The following is a 19,061-nucleotide window of genomic DNA, read 5'->3' on the forward strand; positions in this document are numbered from 1 at the left end:
TGCTTTTTTATTTCTCATATTTTTCAATTTATTTTTTGATTAAGGTCATAAAAATTAACTATTTTGAGTGAGTAAGCTGTTTTTTTCTGATTTTGCGATCTACCTAACATTTTTTTTCATCTTCTTTGCATAAAATAGCCCTCACTTTCCTTTTAATTTTAAATATTAACTTTTAATTGAGGTGTATTATGACAGATGTAACTAAATTAGTTGAAGAACTTGGTGAGTTAGGCATTTATGATGTAAAAGAAGTCGTTTATAACCCAAGCTATGAACAATTATTCAAGGAAGAAACCAAAGAAGGCCTAGAGGGATTTGAAAAAGGTACGGTAACAAAATCGGGGGCAGTCGCTGTGGATACGGGGATTTTTACCGGACGTTCGCCAAAAGATAAATATATTGTTTTAGATGAAAAAACCAAAGATACCGTATGGTGGACAAGTGATGCGGCGAAAAACGATAACAAACCAATGAATCAAGCCACTTGGCAAAGTTTAAAAGAATTAGTCACCAAACAACTTTCTAGCAAACGTCTGTTTGTGGTGGATGCGTTCTGTGGGGCAAATCCAGATACCCGTTTAGCGGTGCGTATTATCACTGAAGTTGCGTGGCAAGCCCACTTTGTAACGAATATGTTTATCCGCCCATCTGCTGCTGAATTAGCGAACTTTAAACCAGATTTTGTGGTAATGAATGGGTCTAAAGTGACTAATCCAAATTGGAAAGAACAAGGCTTAAATTCTGAAAACTTTGTGGCGTTTAATATTACAGAAGGTATTCAACTAATTGGTGGAACTTGGTACGGCGGTGAAATGAAAAAAGGAATGTTCTCAATGATGAATTATTTCCTTCCGCTTAAAGGTATCGCCTCAATGCACTGTTCTGCCAACGTTGGCAAAGAAGGTGATGTGGCAATTTTCTTCGGTTTATCTGGTACAGGGAAAACCACGCTTTCAACAGATCCAAAACGCCAATTGATCGGTGATGATGAACACGGTTGGGACGATGATGGCGTATTTAACTATGAGGGTGGTTGTTATGCTAAAACCATCAAATTATCGGAAGAAAGTGAGCCAGATATTTATCGTGCAATTAAGCGTGATGCTTTGTTAGAAAATGTGGTGGTGAGAGCAGATGGCTCCGTGGATTATGATGACGGATCAAAAACAGAAAACACCCGTGTTTCTTACCCAATCTATCACATTGAGAACATTGTAAAACCCGTTTCTAAAGCGGGTCATGCGAAAAAAGTGATTTTCTTAACCGCTGATGCTTTCGGGGTGTTACCACCAGTAGCAAAATTGACACCAGAGCAAACCAAATACTACTTCTTATCTGGTTTTACAGCGAAATTAGCGGGGACAGAACGTGGTATTACCGAACCAACTCCAACGTTCTCTGCGTGTTTTGGGGCGGCATTCTTATCACTTCACCCAACACAATATGCAGAAGTGTTAGTAAAACGTATGGAAGCATCGGGGGCGGAAGCATATCTTGTAAACACAGGCTGGAATGGCACAGGTAAACGTATCTCTATTAAAGATACTCGTGGCATTATTGATGCGATTTTAGATGGTGCTATTGATAGTGCGGAAATGTCTGAATTACCAATCTTTAACTTAGCCATTCCAAATGCGTTGCCGGGTGTCGATCCGGCCATTTTAGATCCGCGTGATACTTATGCAGATAAAGCACAATGGCAAGCGAAAGCCGAAGATTTGGCGGGGCGTTTTGTGAAAAACTTTGAAAAATATGCAACAAACGAAGAAGGGAAAGCATTGATCAACGCGGGACCAAAAGCCTAATTACATAACAAAAATTTGCTAAAATTTACACCGCACTGATGATTTTGGAGAAAAATCAAAGTGCGGTGTTTTTTGTGGATTTTTAATCATTCATCTAGCTATCTAGCAGTCTTAATGTCTAGATTGTGATTTCAGCAATTTTTCATTAGAATAAACACAATTTTTGTGGAGATTTAAGGTGTCATTATGGTGAATTGGGATGGTAAATATATTAGTCCTTATGCAGAACACGGTAAGAAAAGTGAGCAAGTAAAGAAGATTACGGTGTCTATTCCAATTAAAGTGTTAGAAATTTTGACTAATGAGCGGACAAGACGTCAGCTGAAAAATTTACGTCACGCGACAAATAGTGAATTATTATGTGAGGCATTTTTGCACGCATTTACAGGGCAGCCGTTACCAACCGATGACGATTTGTTAAAAGAGCGCCACGACGAGATACCTGAGCAGGCGAAAAAAATGATGCGTGAGTTAGGCTTGAAGCCTGAAGAATGGGAATACTAAATTTCAGATTTTGCTGAGAAATAGGTTGCAATTCCTATTTGAGCTAAGTATAATCCACACGCTTTCTTAGAAAGCCCTTTGATGTAATCATTTATTAAAGGCGTATTACAGATTTTGTAATACATAAAATGTCCCCGATTGGGGGACTATAATATTAGGTTACTGCACTTCCCTTTCAATGAAGTTTATGAAAGGTGATGGTGTCAGTTTTATTTTAGCTAAAAATTATTGGAGCTCTGGTCTAATGCAGAACCAAAGAATCCGTATCCGCTTAAAAGCATTTGATCATCGTTTAATTGATCAATCTACAGCGGAGATCGTAGAAACAGCTAAACGTACTGGCGCACAAGTTCGTGGTCCAATTCCTTTACCAACGCGTAAAGAACGTTTTACCGTGTTGATTTCTCCACACGTTAATAAAGACGCACGTGACCAATACGAAATTCGTACTCACAAACGTTTAGTAGATATCGTAGAACCAACAGAAAAAACTGTTGATGCATTAATGCGTTTAGATTTGGCTGCCGGCGTTGACGTGCAGATCAGCCTAGGTTAATTAAGAGGTTATGACAATGATTGGTTTAGTCGGTCGTAAAGTTGGTATGACTCGTATCTTCAATGAAGATGGCGTTTCTGTACCTGTTACTGTTATCGAAATCCAAGCAAACCGTGTAACTCAAGTTAAAACTCTTGAAAACGATGGCTATACTGCAATTCAAGTTACTACTGGTTCTAAAAAAGCGAGCCGTGTAACTAAGCCTGAAGCAGGCCATTTCGTGAAAGCAGGTGTTGAAGCTGGTCGCGGTTTATGGGAATTTCGTACAACTGAAGGTGAAGAATTCACTTTAGGTCAAGAAATTAATGTTGACATCTTCGCAGATGTTAAGAAAGTTGATGTTACTGGTACATCTAAAGGTAAAGGTTTCCAAGGTGGTGTTAAACGTTGGAATTTCCGTACTCAAGATGCGAGCCATGGTAACTCTTTATCACATCGTGTGCTTGGTTCTATTGGTCAAAACCAAACTCCAGGTCGTGTGTTTAAAGGCAAAAAAATGGCTGGACACTTAGGTGCTGAGCGTGTAACCGTTCAATCACTTGAAGTTGTTCGTGTTGATGCTGAGCGTAATTTATTATTAGTTAAAGGTTCTGTACCTGGTGCAACTAATAGTGATGTTATCGTAAAACCAGCAGTTAAAGCATAAGTCTAGGAGATAGAGATGGAATTACAAGTTGTAGGTGCAAACGCACTAACTGTTTCTGAAACTACCTTCGGACGTGAGTTTAATGAAGCATTGATCCACCAAGTAGTTGTTGCTTATGCAGCAGGTGCTCGTCAAGGTTCACGTGCGCAAAAAACTCGTGCTGAAGTGTCTGGTTCAGGTAAAAAACCTTGGCGTCAAAAAGGTACTGGTCGCGCTCGTGCTGGTGATATTAAATCGCCAATTTGGCGTTCTGGTGGTGTAACTTTTGCAGCGAAACCACAAGATCACAGCCAAAAAGTGAACAAAAAAATGTACCGTGGTGCAATCAAAAGCATTCTATCTGAGCTTGTTCGTCAAGATCGTTTAGTTGTAGTTGAAAAATTCGAAATTGATGCGCCAAAAACAAAAGCCTTAGTTCAAAAATTAAAAGATATGGCGTTAACTGACGCGCTTATCATCACTGCAAGTTTAGATGAGAATTTATTCTTAGCTGCACGTAACTTATATAAAGTTGATGTACGTGATGTGCAAGGTATTGATCCAGTCAGTTTAATCGCTTTTGATAAAGTGGTTGTAACTGTTGATGCAGTGAAACAAATTGAGGAGATGTTAGCATGATTCAACAAGAACGTTTGCTAAAAGTGTTAAAAGCACCTCACGTCTCTGAGAAAGCAACAAATAACGCTGAGAAGTCAAACACCATCGTTTTCAAAGTCGCTTTAGATGCCAACAAAGCAGAAATTGCAAAAGCTGTTGCTGAATTATTTGAAGTGAAAGTAGATTCTGTTCGTACTGTTGTCGTTAAAGGTAAAACTAAACGTCGTGGTACTAAGATGGGACATCGCAGTGACTGGAAAAAAGCTTATGTAACTCTTCAAGAAGGTCAATCACTTGACTTCGTTGAAGGTGCAGAGTAATTACGGAGGAGAAAGAAATAAATGGCTATCGTAAAATGTAAGCCGACCTCCGCTGGTCGTCGTCACGTTGTTAAAATCGTAAACCCTGAATTACATAAAGGGAAACCTTACGCACCATTATTAGATAGCAAATCTAAAACAGGTGGTCGTAATAATTTAGGACGTATTACTACTCGCCATATTGGTGGTGGTCATAAACAACATTACCGTTTAATCGATTTCAAACGTAACAAGTTAGATATCCCAGCGGTTGTTGAGCGTCTTGAATATGATCCAAATCGTTCTGCAAATATTGCTTTAGTGCTTTATAAAGATGGTGAACGCCGTTATATCTTAGCACCTAAAGGTTTAAGCGCAGGCGATCAAATCCAAGCAGGTGTAAACGCTCCAATTAAAGTTGGTAACTCATTACCAATGCGTAATATCCCTGTTGGTTCAACTGTACATAACGTCGAATTAAAACCAGGTAAAGGCGGACAACTTGCACGTTCTGCTGGTGCTTATGTACAAATTATTGCGCGTGAAGGTAACTATGTTACTTTACGTCTTCGCTCAGGTGAAATGCGTAAAGTATTAGCTGAATGTTCTGCAACCATTGGTGAAGTGGGTAATTCAGAGCATATGCTTCGCGTTCTTGGTAAAGCTGGTGCTAACCGCTGGAGAGGCGTTCGCCCAACAGTTCGTGGTACAGCAATGAACCCTGTTGATCACCCACACGGTGGTGGTGAAGGTCGTAACTTCGGTAAACACCCAGTTACTCCTTGGGGCGTTCAAACCAAAGGTAAGAAAACTCGCCATAACAAACGTACTGATAAATATATCGTACGTCGTCGTGGTAAATAATATTAATTAAATAAGAGGATTAGCCATGCCACGTTCTCTCAAGAAGGGTCCTTTCCTTGACCTACACTTGTTGAAGAAGGTAGAGAAGGCGGTGGAAAGCGGGGATAAAAAGCCAATTAAAACTTGGTCCCGTCGTTCAATGATCATTCCATCAATGATCGGATTGACCATCGCAGTCCATAATGGTCGTCAGCACGTTCCAGTTTATGTATCGGACGAAATGATTGGTCATAAACTCGGTGAATTTGCACCGACTCGTACTTACCGCGGACACGCTGCGGATAAGAAAGCTAAGAAGTAAGGGGTAAAAGATGGAAACTATCGCAAAACATCGTTACGCTCGCACTTCAGCGCAAAAAGCTCGTTTAGTTGCGGATTTAATCCGTGGTAAAAAAGTAGGTCAAGCATTAGAAATTTTAACTTTCACTAACAAAAAAGCAGCATCGCTTGTTAAGAAAGTGCTTGAGTCTGCAATTGCTAATGCAGAGCATAATGACGGTGCAGATATCGATGATCTAAAAGTGACTAAGATTTTCGTAGACGAAGGTCCTAGTATGAAACGTGTTATGCCACGTGCTAAAGGTCGTGCAGATCGTATTTTAAAACGTACAAGCCACATTACTGTGGTTGTGTCAGATCGTTAATTTAGTAGAGGAATAGCAATGGGTCAAAAAGTCCATCCAAATGGTATTCGCCTAGGTATTGTTAAGCCTTGGAGCTCTACTTGGTTTGCGAATACACAAGACTTCGCGTCTAACTTAGACGGCGATTTCAAAGTGCGTCAATTCTTAAATAAAGAATTAGCGAATGCTTCCGTTTCACGCATCACTATTGAGCGTCCAGCGAAAAGTATTCGTGTAACAATTCACACAGCTCGCCCAGGTATCGTAATTGGTAAAAAAGGCGAAGATGTTGAAAAATTACGTAACGCTGTTGCAGCTATCGCAGGTGTTCCAGCTCAAATCAACATCGCTGAAGTGAAAAAACCTGAATTAGATGCGAAATTAGTTGCAGATAGCATCGCTTCTCAACTTGAACGTCGAGTAATGTTCCGTCGTGCAATGAAACGTGCGGTACAAAATGCAATGCGTTTAGGTGCCAAAGGTATCAAAGTTGAAGTTAGCGGTCGTTTAGGTGGTGCAGAGATTGCTCGTTCAGAGTGGTATCGTGAAGGTCGTGTGCCATTACATACACTACGTGCGGACATCGATTATAACACTGCTGAAGCACATACTACATACGGCGTAATCGGCGTTAAAGTGTGGATCTTCAAAGGTGAAATTCTTGGTGGAATGGCTGCAATTGCACAACAACCAGAACAACAACCTACCACGCCTAAAAAGCCACGTGGTAAAGGTCGTAAGTAAGGAGAATTGCTAAATGTTGCAACCAAAACGTACAAAATTCCGTAAAGTCCAAAAAGGTCGTAACCGTGGAATTGCAGGTGGTACAGAAGTTAGCTTCGGTACCTTCGGTTTGAAAGCAGTTGGCCGTGGTCGTTTAACAGCTCGCCAAATTGAGGCAGCACGTCGTGCGATGACTCGTGCGATTAAACGTCAAGGTAAAATCTGGATCCGTGTTTTTCCAGATAAACCAATTACTGAAAAACCATTAGAAGTCCGTATGGGTAAAGGTAAAGGTAACGTTGAATACTGGGTAGCTTTAATCCAGCCGGGTAAAGTACTTTATGAAATGGATGGTGTGTCTGAAGAGCTAGCAAGAAATGCATTTGCACTTGCAGCGGCTAAATTGCCAATTAAGACCACATTCGTAACTAAAACGGTGATGTAATGAAAGCTCAAGAACTACGTACAAAAACTGTTGAAGAGCTGAATGCTGAATTGGTTAACTTGTTAGGTGAGCAATTCAAATTGCGTATGCAAGCAGCCACCGGTCAGCTTCAACAAACCCATCAGTTAAAACAAGTGCGTCGCAGTATTGCACAAGTGAAAACTGTATTAACCGAGAAGGCGGGTGAGTAATGACTGATAAAATTCGTACTGTGCAAGGTCGTGTAATTAGCGACAAAATGGATAAATCATTCACAGTTGCAATTGAACGCAAAGTGAAACACCCTCTTTATGGTAAATTTATCCGTCGTACAACTAAATTACATGTGCACGATGAAAATAACGAAGCAAAATTAGGTGATGTTGTTGAAATTAAGGAATGTCGTCCTCTTTCAAAAACTAAATCACATACTTTGGTTCGCGTTGTTGAAAAAGCAGTAATCTAATTTATTAGTTATCGCTTTAAATAAAATAATAGCCAATGGTGAATACCATTGGCTTTTTTGTTGATAAAAATAATAAAAATTTTGACCGCTCTTTTATTTATGTGAAGGTTGTAAAAATTTTTTGTTGATAGCTATGCTAAAATAGCGTAATTAAAATAACCTATAGATCAAATAATAATGAAAAAACTCCTCGTCCTCCACACAGGAGGCACAATTTCAATGCACGCGGATAGCAGTGGAAAAGTGACGCCAAATAGCCGTAATCCTATGACCAAAGTCGGTTTGGATTTACATAATGTTGAAGTGGAATCGGTGGATTTTCTCAACTTACCCAGCCCGCATATTCGCCTTGAACATATGCTTGCCCTAAGCCAGAAAATTAAGCAAGAGGCACAAAATTATGATGGTGTGGTGATTACACACGGGACGGATACACTGGAAGAAACGGCTTATTTTCTTGATACAATGCAACTTCCTAAAATACCTATCGTCATTACGGGAGCAATGCGTTCAAATAATGAGTTAGGCAGTGATGGCATTTATAATTACCTTTCTGCATTGCGCGTGGCAGTTTTTGAGAAAAGCGCAGATAAAGGCGTGTTAGTTGTTATGAATGATGAAATTCACGCGGCGAAATATGTAACCAAAACCCATACCACTAATGTTTCCACCTTTCAAACACCCACTCACGGTCCTTTGGGGGTGATTATGAAAAAAGATATTCTCTTTTTCAAAACCGCCGAGCCTCGCGTGCGTTTTGATTTAGAAACAGTGAGTGGAAATGTGCAAGTCATCAAAACTTATGCGGGAATGGATAGCTGGCTGTTTGAGCAATTAGATTTGCAACAATTGGACGGCTTAGTGATTGAAGCATTAGGGGCAGGAAATATTCCACCGCAAGCTGCGAAAGGATTACAGCGATTGCTAGCTCATAATATTCCTGTTGCGTTAGTTTCTCGTTGTTTTAACGGTATTGCTGAGCCGGTTTATGGTTATGATGGCGGTGGGGCAAGTTTGCAGGAACAGGGCGTAATGTTTGTGAAAGAACTGAATGCCCCGAAAGCTCGCTTAAAATTACTCATCGCGCTGAATGCAGGATTGCAAGGCGAGGCACTAAAAAGCTATATGGAAGGATAAAGAAAAAAGTTTAACATTTGCACCGCACTTTATTGTGGTGAGACACATTGTAAGAAACCGCTAAAAGCGGTCGAATGTTTTGCGTTTGTCCCATTACAAGTATTAAAAGTGCGGTGAGATTTTTGGCAGAATTTTCATATATAGCAAAAGCCCCAGTGAGTTGGAGCTTTGTCTTATTGAGAGGAGATTAGAACTTCGCCAATAACATCGCTTCTAATTTTTCTTGGTCAATGGCAAATTTACGGATACCTTCAGCCAGTTTTTCGACAGCCATTGGATCGCTGTTATGTTGCCAGTAGAACTCACTTTCTGTAAGTGGTTGTGGCTTAGCTTTCACTTCACCTTTATATTCTAGTTTGCGAGCAAGTGCGGTGTTATTTTCTTGTAATTCTTTTAATAAAGCAGGAGCAATGGTTAAGCGATCGCAACCGGCAAGTTCAGTAATTTCGCCCACATTACGGAAACTTGCGCCCATTACTACGGTTTGATAGCCGTGTTGTTTGTAATAGTTGTAAATTTTAGTTACTGAAATCACACCGGGATCTTCTGCTGGTGCATATTCTTTTTTATCGCTGTTGGCTTTGTACCAGTCAAGAATACGACCGACGAATGGTGAAATTAAGTATACCCCCGCTTCAGCACAAGCACGAGCTTGGGCTTCTGAGAATAAGAGGGTTAAGTTACAGTTAATGCCTTCTTTTTCAAGAATTTCTGCTGCACGGATACCCTGCCAAGTGGAGGCAATTTTAATTAAAATACGATCATTGGAAACCCCAGCTTCATTATAAAGTGCGATTAATTTACGTGCTTTTTCAACAGTGGCTTGGGTATTGTAAGAAAGACGTGCATCCACTTCGGTAGAAATGCGTCCGGGTACGATTTTAAGAATTTCTAAACCGATATTTACCGCTAATTTATCTTCGGCATCAATAAGTTGCTGTGCTTTGTCAGCACTTTTGCTTTTGCCATAGGCTATGGCTTCGTCAATTAACGGCGCATATTGAGGCAATGCGGAGGCGCTTAAAATGAGTGATGGGTTCGTGGTGGCATCTTGTGGTTGGTAGGTTTTAATGGCTTCGATATCTCCTGTATCTGCCACAACTACGGTCATTTCGCGTAATGCGTCTAATTGTGTTGTCATATTTACCTCTAATTTGATTGTTGGTTAAGTTGGAATACAATATCACATCTTATTGATGAGCATATAGCTATTTTAGCTCTAGTATTAATAGGTAGATTCTAAATTAAATTCAATGAATGAGGAAAAGAAAATCTGTGATCCTGATCACAATATAAGGAATGAATGATGAAAACACGTTGCAGTTGGGCAGAAGGCTCGTCTATTTATCAAGATTATCACGATAATGAATGGGGCAAGCCAGAATATGATAGTCTGAAATTATTTGAGAAAATTTGTTTAGAAGGACAGCAAGCAGGGCTTTCGTGGATTACCGTTTTGAAAAAACGGGAACAGTATCGTCAGGCATTTTTTCACTTTAATCCTGAAAAGATTGCGCAAATGACGGCACAAGATATTGATGAGAGAATGCAAAATGCTGGGCTTATTCGTCATCGTGCGAAATTAGAGGCAATTGTAAAGAATGCAAAAGCCTATTTAGCCATGCAAAAGTGCGGTGAAAATTTTAGCGATTTTATTTGGGCCTTTGTTAATCACCAGCCACAAATAAATGATGTCCCTGATTTATCCGCAGTGCCAGCGAAGACAGCGGTTTCAAAACAGCTTTCAAAGGCTTTAAAAAAACGTAGTTTTGTCTTTGTTGGAGAGACCACTTGTTATGCTTTTATGCAATCTATGGGGCTGGTAAACGATCATCTGAATAGCTGTTTTTGTAAGTATAAATAAAATGCTTTTTTCATCATTTTTCTTTATAATCGGCTTAATTTCACACCTTAAAAAATGGGTTATTAATGAAAAAAAATTACTACACGATGCTTTCTTTCTCAATTTTGACCGCACTTTATGGTGTACCAAGTTGGGCAAGTTTACAGCAGCAATGCTTAGCTGGCGTACCACAGTTTCAAGGTGAGGTGGTGCAGGGCGATCCAAACCAATTGCCTGTTTATATCGAGGCAGATCGCGCAGAATTAAATCAGCCTGTTAGTGCGCGTTATGAGGGTGATGTTGAGATTAAACAGGGTAATCGCCATTTAACTACCCAAATTGCAGAAATTGTTCAACGTGGCGAAGGGGCTAATGTACAGCGTTTTGCCTATGCCCAAAAGGGGTTTGATTATAAAGATAATCTTATCAATTTGTCAGGGCATTCTGCCAAGATAAACTTGAATAATAAAGATGCGGATGTAGAGGGCGCAGATTACCAATTTGTTGGGCGTCAAGGGCGAGGTAATGCACAACACGTTGAGCTACGCAATGATTATCGCTTACTTAAAAATGCGACTTTTACGTCTTGTTTGCCTGATGATAATAGTTGGTCGATTGAAGCAAGTGAAATGCGTCAGCATATCCAAGAAGAATACGCCGAAATGTGGCACGCACGCTTTAAAGTACATGGCGTGCCGATTTTCTATACCCCTTATTTGCAACTTCCTATCGGCGATCGTCGCCGTTCTGGTTTGTTAATTCCAAATGTGGGAATGTCTAGCCGTGATGGTTATTCGTATGCACAGCCAATTTATTGGAACATTGCCCCCAATTTTGATATGACCGTAACACCAAAATATATGTCAAAACGAGGCTGGCAATTTAACGGTGAAACACGTTATCTCACGCAAATTGGTGAGGGACTAATTGCAGGAGAATATTTAGCACGTGATCGCTATGATGATTACCAAGGAGACAACCGCTCTCGTCATTTATTCCACTGGCGACATAGTTCCAGTTTCTTAGAAAATTGGCGTTTAAATGTGGATTACACAAGGGTAAGCGATAAACGTTATTTCTCTGATTTTGATTCTGCTTATGGGAGCAGTACAGACGGTTATGCCGATCAAAATTTCCGTATTGCTTACTATCAGCCGAACTACAATTTCGCTTTATCAGCGAAACAGTTCCAAGTGTTTGACGATGTGGATATCGGACCTTATCGTGTTTTTCCACAATTAGATTTTAATTATTATCGCGATGGACTTGCCAACGGCTTAATGGATTTTCGCGTATTCTCACAAATTTCGCGTTTTGAGAATGACAGTGCCTTAATGCCGAAAGCTTGGCGTTATCATCTTGAACCAAGCCTTAATATTCCGCTTACGAACCGTTACGGCAGTGTGAATATTGAAACAAAACTTTACGCAACTCACTATAATCAAACAAAAGGAAAAGGGCAAAATGCGGAAGAGGTTGAACGCTCGGTAACCCGTGTCTTGCCACAAGTGAAGGTTGATTTTCAAACCTTACTTGCAAGCAAAGAAACCTTGTTTGATGGCTATACACAAACGATTGAGCCGCATATTCAATATCTTTATCGCCCTTATAAGGACCAAAGCAATATCGGTTCAAAATTAAATAGCCAATATCTTGGTTTTGGTTATGATTCCGCATTATTGCAACAAGATTATTTTTCCTTGTTCCGTGATCGCCGTTATAGTGGATTAGACCGCATTGCCTCAGCGAATCAGTTTACCCTCGGGGGAACAACGCGTTTTTATGATAAAGAAGGAAATGAACGTTTTAACCTCTCTTTAGGGCAAATTTATTACCTCAGTGATTCAAGGATTGATAATAACTCAAACAACAGTAGTGATCGTTCCACCTCCTCTTGGTCATTAGAAACCAATTGGCGAATTAATAAACAATGGAACTGGCGTGCAAGTTACCAATATGATACAAGCTTGCATCAAACTTCTTTGGCAAATACTGTATTAGAATTTAATCCAAGTGGTAATAACCTCGTTCAATTAAGTTATCGCTATGCCAGCCAGCAATATATTGACCAAAATCTCACTGGTGCAAATGCGTATAATCAAGACATTAAACAGCTTGGTTTAGTGGCAGCGTGGGAAATTGCGGACAAATGGGCAGTGGTTGGACATTATTACCAAGATCTAGCCTTGAAAAAGCCTGTTGAGCAATATCTCGGGGTAAAATACAACACCTGCTGTTGGTCGGTGGGAGTGGGCGCACGCCGTTATGTAACAAGCAAAGAAGGACAAACGTCAAACGAAGTGCTTTACGATCATAGTTTTGGGGTAAACTTTGAGTTACGTGGCTTAGGCACCACCGATCACCGCAGCGGCATTGAAAAAATGCTAAAAGCAGGAAAATTGCCTTATATTCAATCATTTAGCCTATATTAAAGTAATCATAAGAAAGTAAAAAATAGATTGTTTTAGCTGCATCTTAAAAGTTGGAATCAACAAGCAATTTATTAAGGTGCAGACTTTTTGTATTACGTAATAAAACTTAGCAGTTCAAATAATCTGTTATTTAGCACGGAATATCCCTATTTTATATTTTGGAATAGGTCATTTAGATGTTATAAGCTAATAGTTGTAGGTTCTTGAGAAGCGTCAGTAAATGGTTTATTACTCAAACCTAAAATGGTGGGTAACGGAATTTAAGTTCCTAAGAATGTGAGAGTTACATAGAAACTGTCAAGATTTGTTTTTAAGGAGCAATAGCAGTCGTCATTGATTTTTCTTCGTATTTAGGATGGGTAATGGGAAAATGTAAAGAAAATAACTGAAAAAGCACTGATGTAATCCAGTGCTTTTTATATTGTTTGGCTTTAGAACGTTACCGCACTTTTAAGTTTTTTCAGTGCATTGGTTTCAAGCTGGCGAACACGTTCAGCGGAAATATTATATTTCGCAGCTAAATCTTGTAGCGTTGCTTTATTTTCATCTAACCAACGTGCTTTGATAATATCTTGGCTACGTTCATCTAAACCTTCAAGCGCTGCGGCAACCTGATCTGCGGCTTGGGTTTCGTAATTTTCATTTTCTAATTCTGCGGCAAAATTTGAGTTTCTATCCTCAAGATAAAGCGCTGGAGCATAACTTTCATCATCGTCATCATTAGACAGATCAAAGCCAACATCTGCCCCTGTCATACGGCTTTCCATTTCAATGACATCTTGTTTTGATACGCCTAGTTCCTCAGCCACCATATCCACTTCATTATCATTGAACCAACCTAAGCATTGTTTAGTTTTGCGTAGGTTAAAGAACAATTTACGTTGTGCTTTCGTCGTTGCCACTTTGACGATACGCCAGTTACGTAGTACATATTCGTGAATTTCTGCTTTAATCCAATGTACAGCAAAGGAAACAAGGCGAACGCCCACTTCAGGGTTAAAGCGTTTTACCGCTTTCATTAAGCCAATGTTACCTTCTTGAATTAAATCCGCTTGTGGCAATCCATAACCAGAATAACCACGCGCAACGTGGATCACAAAGCGAAGATGAGACAAAATCAATTTTTTGGCTGCCTCAAGATCCTCTTTATAATACAAACGTTCCGCTAATTCCTTTTCTTCCTCTGCACTTAGCATAGGATATTCGTTTGCAGCACGGATATAGCCTTCTAAGCTGCCTTGAGGAACTAACATTAGAGCTTGTGTATCTTTGTTCATCATATTCCTTCTTATTTTATGCCCAATTTGGGTCTATTTATAACATAATTTATTATAAGGTCAATCGATTATAACGATTAATTTATCCTTTTCTTGTAAATTTAGACTATTGTGGGATCAGAAAGTTCATTTCTTTTGATTAAATTTTTACGCAATAAAATAAATCTATTTTAGTCAATTGCAAAGCTAGGGAATTTGCTTTGTTATGACTAATCTAAGTGTTGCCACAATGAGAAATCCGATGCACAAGCTGGCAATGATGAACATCGTTAAACCTAAATGTTGTAGGGCAAGGCTGAGGTTCTCACCTTTGCCGTAAAGACGAATGCCTACTCCAGCCATTGAGGCTAAGCCAAATGAAAAGGCCCAATAAGTGAGACGGAATTGTTTGCCGATCCAAGGTAGTAGGCGAATTAAAAATAATAATTGTAGCAGGCCGTATCCGATCAAACTTTTCACTATCCAATCAATATGACCGCCATTTAAGGCAAGATAGGCTGAACAGCAAACAAAAGCAGGCGCAAGTTGGATACCAATCGTTGGACGAATTACTGTTGGCAATTCAGTTAAATTGCGTAAACGTTGTTGCACGGCGGGTTCAAGAATAATCCACGCAATCACTCCTGCACCGAAAAATAACATTCCTAATTCTGAATAACCTAATAAGCCTAATGCCGTTGCACTGACGAAATTTGCTGCGACGGTTGGCAAATATAGCACAGGGGTCGTGGCATCTTGCGGATGAATACCACGCCATAATCCACCGTAACGGTAGGTAGAAAATGCAAGTTGTGCCACAATGCCAAGCCCAGCTAAATATTGTGCCAATCCTTTACTATAAGGTGATAATCCCATCGCGATTAATAAAAGTGTAATTGGGATCAGGCTAACAAAACAACCTAAAATTGGGTGATGCAATTCGGCTTTAGCTTGGGTGGGATAGCGTATCCATTTATACACATAAATCGAAAATAGTAGTCCCCAAAGCAAGGCTGCAAAGCCGATCAAGGTTTCTGCGATAAGCGTTGGCACAGCCAACACATTAGCACTATAACGCCACGCTAAACCGAGGGCAGAAATGCCCAATACAATACTGAAATAGTTTACCCCAATAGGAAAAGGCTTGGCTTGCGACATTATTTTCCCTCTGCTATTTCAGGTACAAGGCGGTATTCTTTTCCTTCTGTTATCATAGCAAACAATAAATCAATATTGGGGTGTTTACCGGGGAATTGTTTCGCATCCGCGGTATGTTCAGCAAAAAGTTGTAAGCCTTTCTCTGCGCAAGTGCGGTCTAATTTTCCGTTAAATTCTTGCGCAAGGGCATGATACACGCGTAATGAGCCAAGTTTGCCAGCAATGGCAGGAATGTGATGAAGTGGTGTTTCACCGTCAAATACGCTTAAGCCCGAAAGGTGATCGATAGTAGGTAACGTTTCTAAAATTGTTTTGAAATCCATTTTGTTTCCTTTTTAGTTAAATGAGAATAATGATTAATGTTGCGATGAAATAAATTGTTCGCTGTCAATTTCGCCTTTTGCACCGACAAAACGAACTTCAGGTTGTAAATACACCGCAAATTTTTCTGCCACAGTTTGACGAATATGATGGGCAAGGTTTGCCACATCTTTACCACTTGCTTGTGCCTTATTGATCAGTACCAACGCTTGATTTTGATGCACTGCCGCACCACCAAGTTGATAGCCTTTTAAGCCACATTGATCAATCAGCCAACCGGCGGCTAACTTCACCGTGCCATCTGGCTGCGGATAGTTCGGTATCTCGGGGTATTGGTGTTTTAATTGTGCAAAAAGTGCGCTGGAAATAACGGGGTTTTTGAAAAAACTTCCTGCGTTGCCGAATTCTTGTGGATTAGGCAACTTCGCACGGCGTACCGTAGAGACTTCATTGAAAATGTCTTCGGCTTTTACCGTGGCAGGATCAAAACGCGAAAGGGTGCCATAACTTAATACAGGCTGCCAATCTTTAGCTAATTTTAATCCGACTGCAACAATCATATACCCCTCTTTATATTGATGTTTGAAGAGGCTTTCACGGTAGCCAAATTGACATTCAGCCTTGTTTAAACGGAAGATTTCGCCTGTATTAAGGTTAAGTACCTCTACATAATCGCACAGATCTTTAAATTCTACCCCGTAAGCACCGATATTCTGGATTGGGGCGGAGCCGACACAGCCGGGGATTAATGCCAAATTTTCCAAACCATAAATACCTTGTTCCAAGCTCCACTGAACCAGCTCGTGCCAATTTTCGCCCCCTTGGACGTGAAGATAATGAAAGTGCTCATCTTGGTGATGTTCAATGCCTTTTAATGCGTTTATCAGTACGATTCCGTTAAAATCTTCCACAAATAACACATTGCTACCTTGCCCAAGAAAAAGCACGGGAAGCTGTTGCTGTTGGGCTTCTTGCCAAAGAGGGAGGATTTGTTCAAGTGCGGTGATTTTTTTTACCATTTTTGCTTGCGCATTTATTCCAAATGTATGAAATGGTTGAAGATTTTCCATTTTATTCCTTAACGTCTATAATTTATTTGGCAGTGTCATTTTCACTTCTGTACCGCCTTCAGGGCGATTATTGATGCTTAGTATAGCATTGAGTTGGGCGCTGCGTTCATTCATTATATTTAAACCGTAATGCCCAGCTGGTTCATCGAGGCTAGGAATACCCACGCCATTATCGCGCACCAACAGCTCATATTCTCCGTCTTCATTGGTGTGAGCAACCACTTCAATTTCTGTACCTTGAGAATGTTTAATCGCATTTAATGCTGCCTCGCGGACAATTTGCAAGGCGTGTACGAGCTGTTGCGCATTGAAAGTGTGAGACGGCAAACTACATTCCACGCGCATTTTCATTGTTGTTTGATTGCGTAAAGAGTCAATCACTTGTTCAAGTGCAAGCTGTAAATTTGCTTCTTGCACCGTTAAACGGAAGGTGGCAAGCAATTCGCGCAGTTGAACATAACCATCATTTAAGGCTTGTTCAAAATCACGAATAATTGTCAGGCTTTTTTCTTTATTTTGCTCGCCATCCTTGTTCAGATTGTGCTTTAGCAAGGTGAGTTGAATTTGTAAATACGCCAGCACTTGTGCCAATGAATCGTGTAATTCTCGTGCAATAATTGACCGCTCTTCCATTAATAAAAGCTGTTGTTGCTGACGTTGCGTATAGTGAAAATACAGTGAACGGCTCAACATTTGTGAGACATTTTGCATTGTGCGTAAATCAGGGCAAGGCAGCCCCGCTTGCCAAGATAGTCGCCCAAGTTTATCCCCTTCAACACAAAGTTCCATTTGTTGTGTCGAGAGTGGGGCTTCTTTCTCACCGAGCTGGATATTCCAATGTTCTGCGCCATATACCAGTAATTCGATATAGCGTAAATGTTCATTGACTTTTATTTGTTTTAAGACTTGCTTGAGTAACGTAGGATCGATATTATTCGTGGTAACTAATTGAGAACATTGGTAAAGCATTGAAAGAGAGCGGTTAGCTTGGCTCAATTTTTGTGTTTTCTCATTGACCTTTTCTTCCAGCCCTGCATACAGCTTTTTCAAATCACTCGCCATTTGGGTAAAAACTAACGCAAGTCGTCCGATTTCATCATTATTATTACTATCTAGTGGAATGTGGTTGAATTGCCCAATTTGCACTTGGGTACTTGCTAAGGCTAATTTTTCCAACGGTTTTACCATTTGTTTTTTGGTAAACCACACCACATAAGACACCATTGCGACAATAGAAAGCATTGCAAAAAGAATGCAATATACTGCAAGATAAAGTTTTTTCTCAGCAAAATGTTGTAAATCTTCAACAAATTGGTTCACTTCAGCAACGTAGTTTGCTACTTCTTTTTGATAGGAAGGATAATTCATTTGTTTGGCATAATTCTCCATTTCCTTCCAACGTACAATCAGATGTTGATAAGCCTGCTTAATATCATTGGGCATAAAAAACTGATGGTTAATATCCGTTAAGGTAGAGGAATGTAAGGTGGAACGGTATTGAAGTAAATTTTTTGACACTAACTCAGGTGCATGTTCCATTTCGTATAAAATACGATAACTTTGCATTCGTAATGAACCGGATATATTGATTAATTCGGCATCAGATTTATTACTTAGCATAATAATTAAACTTAATACACTAATCACCGTTGCAAAAATAATAATAAGTAGCAAGTAATTAGCAATTTTGGTGGCAACAGAGTGTTTTCTTATTTTCACGAATTTTTAGTATCAAATATAATTCTAATCTTCCAGCATTTTAACAAAAAAATTCTTTTTTCATAGAAATGTTAGTCAATGAGTTAAAGAAAGTAATTTATCCCCTTATCTGATACTGGAATAATTTTGATCTAAAACAATAAATTAGTTTTTAATCGGATAAATACTTAATTTAGGTTATTAAAAATAGATCAATCCCTCAAGAAAATAGTAAGCCTAGTAAAAGTTATTTGAGTCGTGGTCAATATCACCATTTAAATAAAATTGAGTGAACCTACTAGCACTCAATATATGATATATCCACAGGAATAAAAATGTTAAATAAACACTCGACTATCCCAATGGATAAAGCGGAAGATTGGCACGTTTGTGGCGTGATTGTTCAATGTAATCCGCAAAAAATTGAAAAAATTAAGACCGCACTTTTAGCTGTACCTTATACCGAAGTGCCTGCCGAAGATGTTGAAAAAGGCAAGTTGGTGGTGGTGATGCAATCGCACGATCAACATCTTTTGCTCGAGCAAATGGAGCAAGCGCGCAATATTGATGGCGTGATTACCGTATCTTTAGTCTATCATCAACAAGATGAAGGCAATGATGAATAATTAATCATACTCG

The 19,061-nt window shown here is 39.7% G+C and carries 23 protein-coding genes; 17 read left to right on the forward strand and 6 right to left on the reverse strand.

Features of this window, described 5'->3' with window-relative positions:
- Window positions 1–188: 188 nt before the first annotated feature.
- From pckA to L4F93_RS05045, 14 genes are all read left to right on the forward strand, one after another.
- Window positions 189–1,805 (forward strand): phosphoenolpyruvate carboxykinase (ATP), encoded by a 1,617-nt coding sequence (gene pckA, locus L4F93_RS04980; protein WP_250351397.1) that lies wholly within the window; start codon window positions 189–191, stop codon window positions 1,803–1,805.
- Between the two features lie 186 nt (window positions 1,806–1,991).
- On the forward strand, window positions 1,992–2,309 hold the full coding sequence (gene metJ / locus L4F93_RS04985) for a met regulon transcriptional regulator MetJ (protein WP_250351398.1): 318 nt from the start codon (window positions 1,992–1,994) through the stop codon (window positions 2,307–2,309).
- A gap of 244 nt (window positions 2,310–2,553) precedes the next feature.
- A complete protein-coding gene (gene rpsJ, locus L4F93_RS04990) occupies window positions 2,554–2,865 on the forward strand; it encodes a 30S ribosomal protein S10 (RefSeq protein WP_001181005.1) in 312 nt (103 codons plus the stop codon).
- A gap of 16 nt (window positions 2,866–2,881) precedes the next feature.
- Window positions 2,882–3,511: a 50S ribosomal protein L3 gene (gene rplC, locus L4F93_RS04995; protein WP_035687403.1), complete on the forward strand. Its 630-nt coding sequence runs from the start codon at window positions 2,882–2,884 to the stop codon at window positions 3,509–3,511.
- 15 nt (window positions 3,512–3,526) lie between these two features.
- Window positions 3,527–4,129, forward strand: coding sequence for a 50S ribosomal protein L4 (gene rplD / locus L4F93_RS05000; RefSeq protein ID WP_250351399.1), 603 nt, complete (start codon window positions 3,527–3,529; stop codon window positions 4,127–4,129).
- A complete protein-coding gene (rplW, locus tag L4F93_RS05005) occupies window positions 4,126–4,428 on the forward strand; it encodes a 50S ribosomal protein L23 (RefSeq protein WP_035687397.1) in 303 nt (100 codons plus the stop codon). The genes rplD and rplW overlap by 4 nt, the downstream gene beginning before the upstream one ends.
- A gap of 21 nt (window positions 4,429–4,449) precedes the next feature.
- Entirely contained in the window at window positions 4,450–5,271 is an 822-nt protein-coding gene (gene rplB, locus L4F93_RS05010; protein WP_103853556.1) for a 50S ribosomal protein L2, read from the forward strand.
- A 25-nt stretch (window positions 5,272–5,296) separates the two neighbouring features.
- Complete coding sequence (gene rpsS / locus L4F93_RS05015) at window positions 5,297–5,572, forward strand: 30S ribosomal protein S19 (protein WP_005539416.1); 276 nt, start codon at window positions 5,297–5,299, stop codon at window positions 5,570–5,572.
- Between the two features lie 10 nt (window positions 5,573–5,582).
- Entirely contained in the window at window positions 5,583–5,915 is a 333-nt protein-coding gene (gene rplV / locus L4F93_RS05020) for a 50S ribosomal protein L22 (RefSeq protein WP_250351400.1), read from the forward strand.
- 18 nt (window positions 5,916–5,933) lie between these two features.
- Window positions 5,934–6,638 (forward strand): 30S ribosomal protein S3, encoded by a 705-nt coding sequence (rpsC, locus tag L4F93_RS05025; protein ID WP_250351401.1) that lies wholly within the window; start codon window positions 5,934–5,936, stop codon window positions 6,636–6,638.
- A 13-nt stretch (window positions 6,639–6,651) separates the two neighbouring features.
- On the forward strand, window positions 6,652–7,062 hold the full coding sequence (gene rplP, locus L4F93_RS05030; protein WP_103853558.1) for a 50S ribosomal protein L16: 411 nt from the start codon (window positions 6,652–6,654) through the stop codon (window positions 7,060–7,062).
- Complete coding sequence (gene rpmC / locus L4F93_RS05035; protein WP_017805230.1) at window positions 7,062–7,253, forward strand: 50S ribosomal protein L29; 192 nt, start codon at window positions 7,062–7,064, stop codon at window positions 7,251–7,253. Before rplP ends, rpmC begins: the two co-directional genes overlap by 1 nt.
- A complete protein-coding gene (rpsQ, locus tag L4F93_RS05040) occupies window positions 7,253–7,507 on the forward strand; it encodes a 30S ribosomal protein S17 (RefSeq protein WP_250351402.1) in 255 nt (84 codons plus the stop codon). The genes rpmC and rpsQ overlap by 1 nt, the downstream gene beginning before the upstream one ends.
- 174 nt (window positions 7,508–7,681) lie before the next feature.
- Complete coding sequence (locus tag L4F93_RS05045) at window positions 7,682–8,644, forward strand: asparaginase (protein ID WP_326938206.1); 963 nt, start codon at window positions 7,682–7,684, stop codon at window positions 8,642–8,644.
- Window positions 8,645–8,831: 187 nt separating this feature from the next.
- On the opposite strand, the gene tal is transcribed toward L4F93_RS05045, so the two are convergent.
- The gene (gene tal / locus L4F93_RS05050) at window positions 8,832–9,785 is read right to left on the reverse strand and encodes a transaldolase (RefSeq protein ID WP_250351404.1); all 954 of its coding nucleotides are present in this window, start codon (window positions 9,783–9,785) and stop codon (window positions 8,832–8,834) included.
- A gap of 165 nt (window positions 9,786–9,950) precedes the next feature.
- Here tal and L4F93_RS05055 point away from each other — a divergent pair, with 165 nt between their 5' ends.
- Window positions 9,951–10,508, forward strand: coding sequence for a DNA-3-methyladenine glycosylase I (locus L4F93_RS05055; RefSeq protein ID WP_250351630.1), 558 nt, complete (start codon window positions 9,951–9,953; stop codon window positions 10,506–10,508).
- A 65-nt stretch (window positions 10,509–10,573) separates the two neighbouring features.
- Window positions 10,574–12,919 (forward strand): LPS assembly protein LptD, encoded by a 2,346-nt coding sequence (lptD, locus tag L4F93_RS05060; RefSeq protein ID WP_250351405.1) that lies wholly within the window; start codon window positions 10,574–10,576, stop codon window positions 12,917–12,919.
- Between the two features lie 431 nt (window positions 12,920–13,350).
- On the opposite strand, the gene rpoH is transcribed toward lptD, so the two are convergent.
- From rpoH to narQ, 5 genes are all read right to left on the reverse strand, one after another.
- Window positions 13,351–14,196, reverse strand: a complete 846-nt coding sequence (gene rpoH, locus L4F93_RS05065) for an RNA polymerase sigma factor RpoH (RefSeq protein WP_250351631.1) — start codon at window positions 14,194–14,196, stop codon at window positions 13,351–13,353.
- A 186-nt stretch (window positions 14,197–14,382) separates the two neighbouring features.
- Window positions 14,383–15,333, reverse strand: a complete 951-nt coding sequence (gene tehA, locus L4F93_RS05070; protein WP_250351406.1) for a dicarboxylate transporter/tellurite-resistance protein TehA — start codon at window positions 15,331–15,333, stop codon at window positions 14,383–14,385.
- Window positions 15,333–15,656 (reverse strand): DUF2322 family protein, encoded by a 324-nt coding sequence (locus tag L4F93_RS05075; protein ID WP_250351407.1) that lies wholly within the window; start codon window positions 15,654–15,656, stop codon window positions 15,333–15,335. The genes tehA and L4F93_RS05075 overlap by 1 nt, the downstream gene beginning before the upstream one ends.
- Window positions 15,657–15,689: 33 nt before the next feature.
- Window positions 15,690–16,724, reverse strand: coding sequence for a UDP-N-acetylmuramate dehydrogenase (murB, locus tag L4F93_RS05080; RefSeq protein WP_250351408.1), 1,035 nt, complete (start codon window positions 16,722–16,724; stop codon window positions 15,690–15,692).
- Between the two features lie 15 nt (window positions 16,725–16,739).
- Window positions 16,740–18,443 carry a nitrate/nitrite two-component system sensor histidine kinase NarQ gene (gene narQ, locus L4F93_RS05085; protein WP_250351409.1) on the reverse strand — a complete coding sequence of 568 codons (1,704 nt, stop codon included), beginning with the start codon at window positions 18,441–18,443 and terminating at the stop codon, window positions 16,740–16,742.
- Window positions 18,444–18,757: 314 nt separating this feature from the next.
- Between narQ and L4F93_RS05090 the strand changes: the two genes are divergently transcribed.
- Complete coding sequence (locus tag L4F93_RS05090; RefSeq protein WP_250351410.1) at window positions 18,758–19,048, forward strand: chaperone NapD; 291 nt, start codon at window positions 18,758–18,760, stop codon at window positions 19,046–19,048.
- Window positions 19,049–19,061: the final 13 nt, after the last annotated feature.

It is taken from the genome of Avibacterium sp. 20-132 (assembly GCF_023611925.1).
In the GTDB taxonomy this organism is placed as follows: Bacteria; Pseudomonadota; Gammaproteobacteria; order Enterobacterales; family Pasteurellaceae; genus Avibacterium.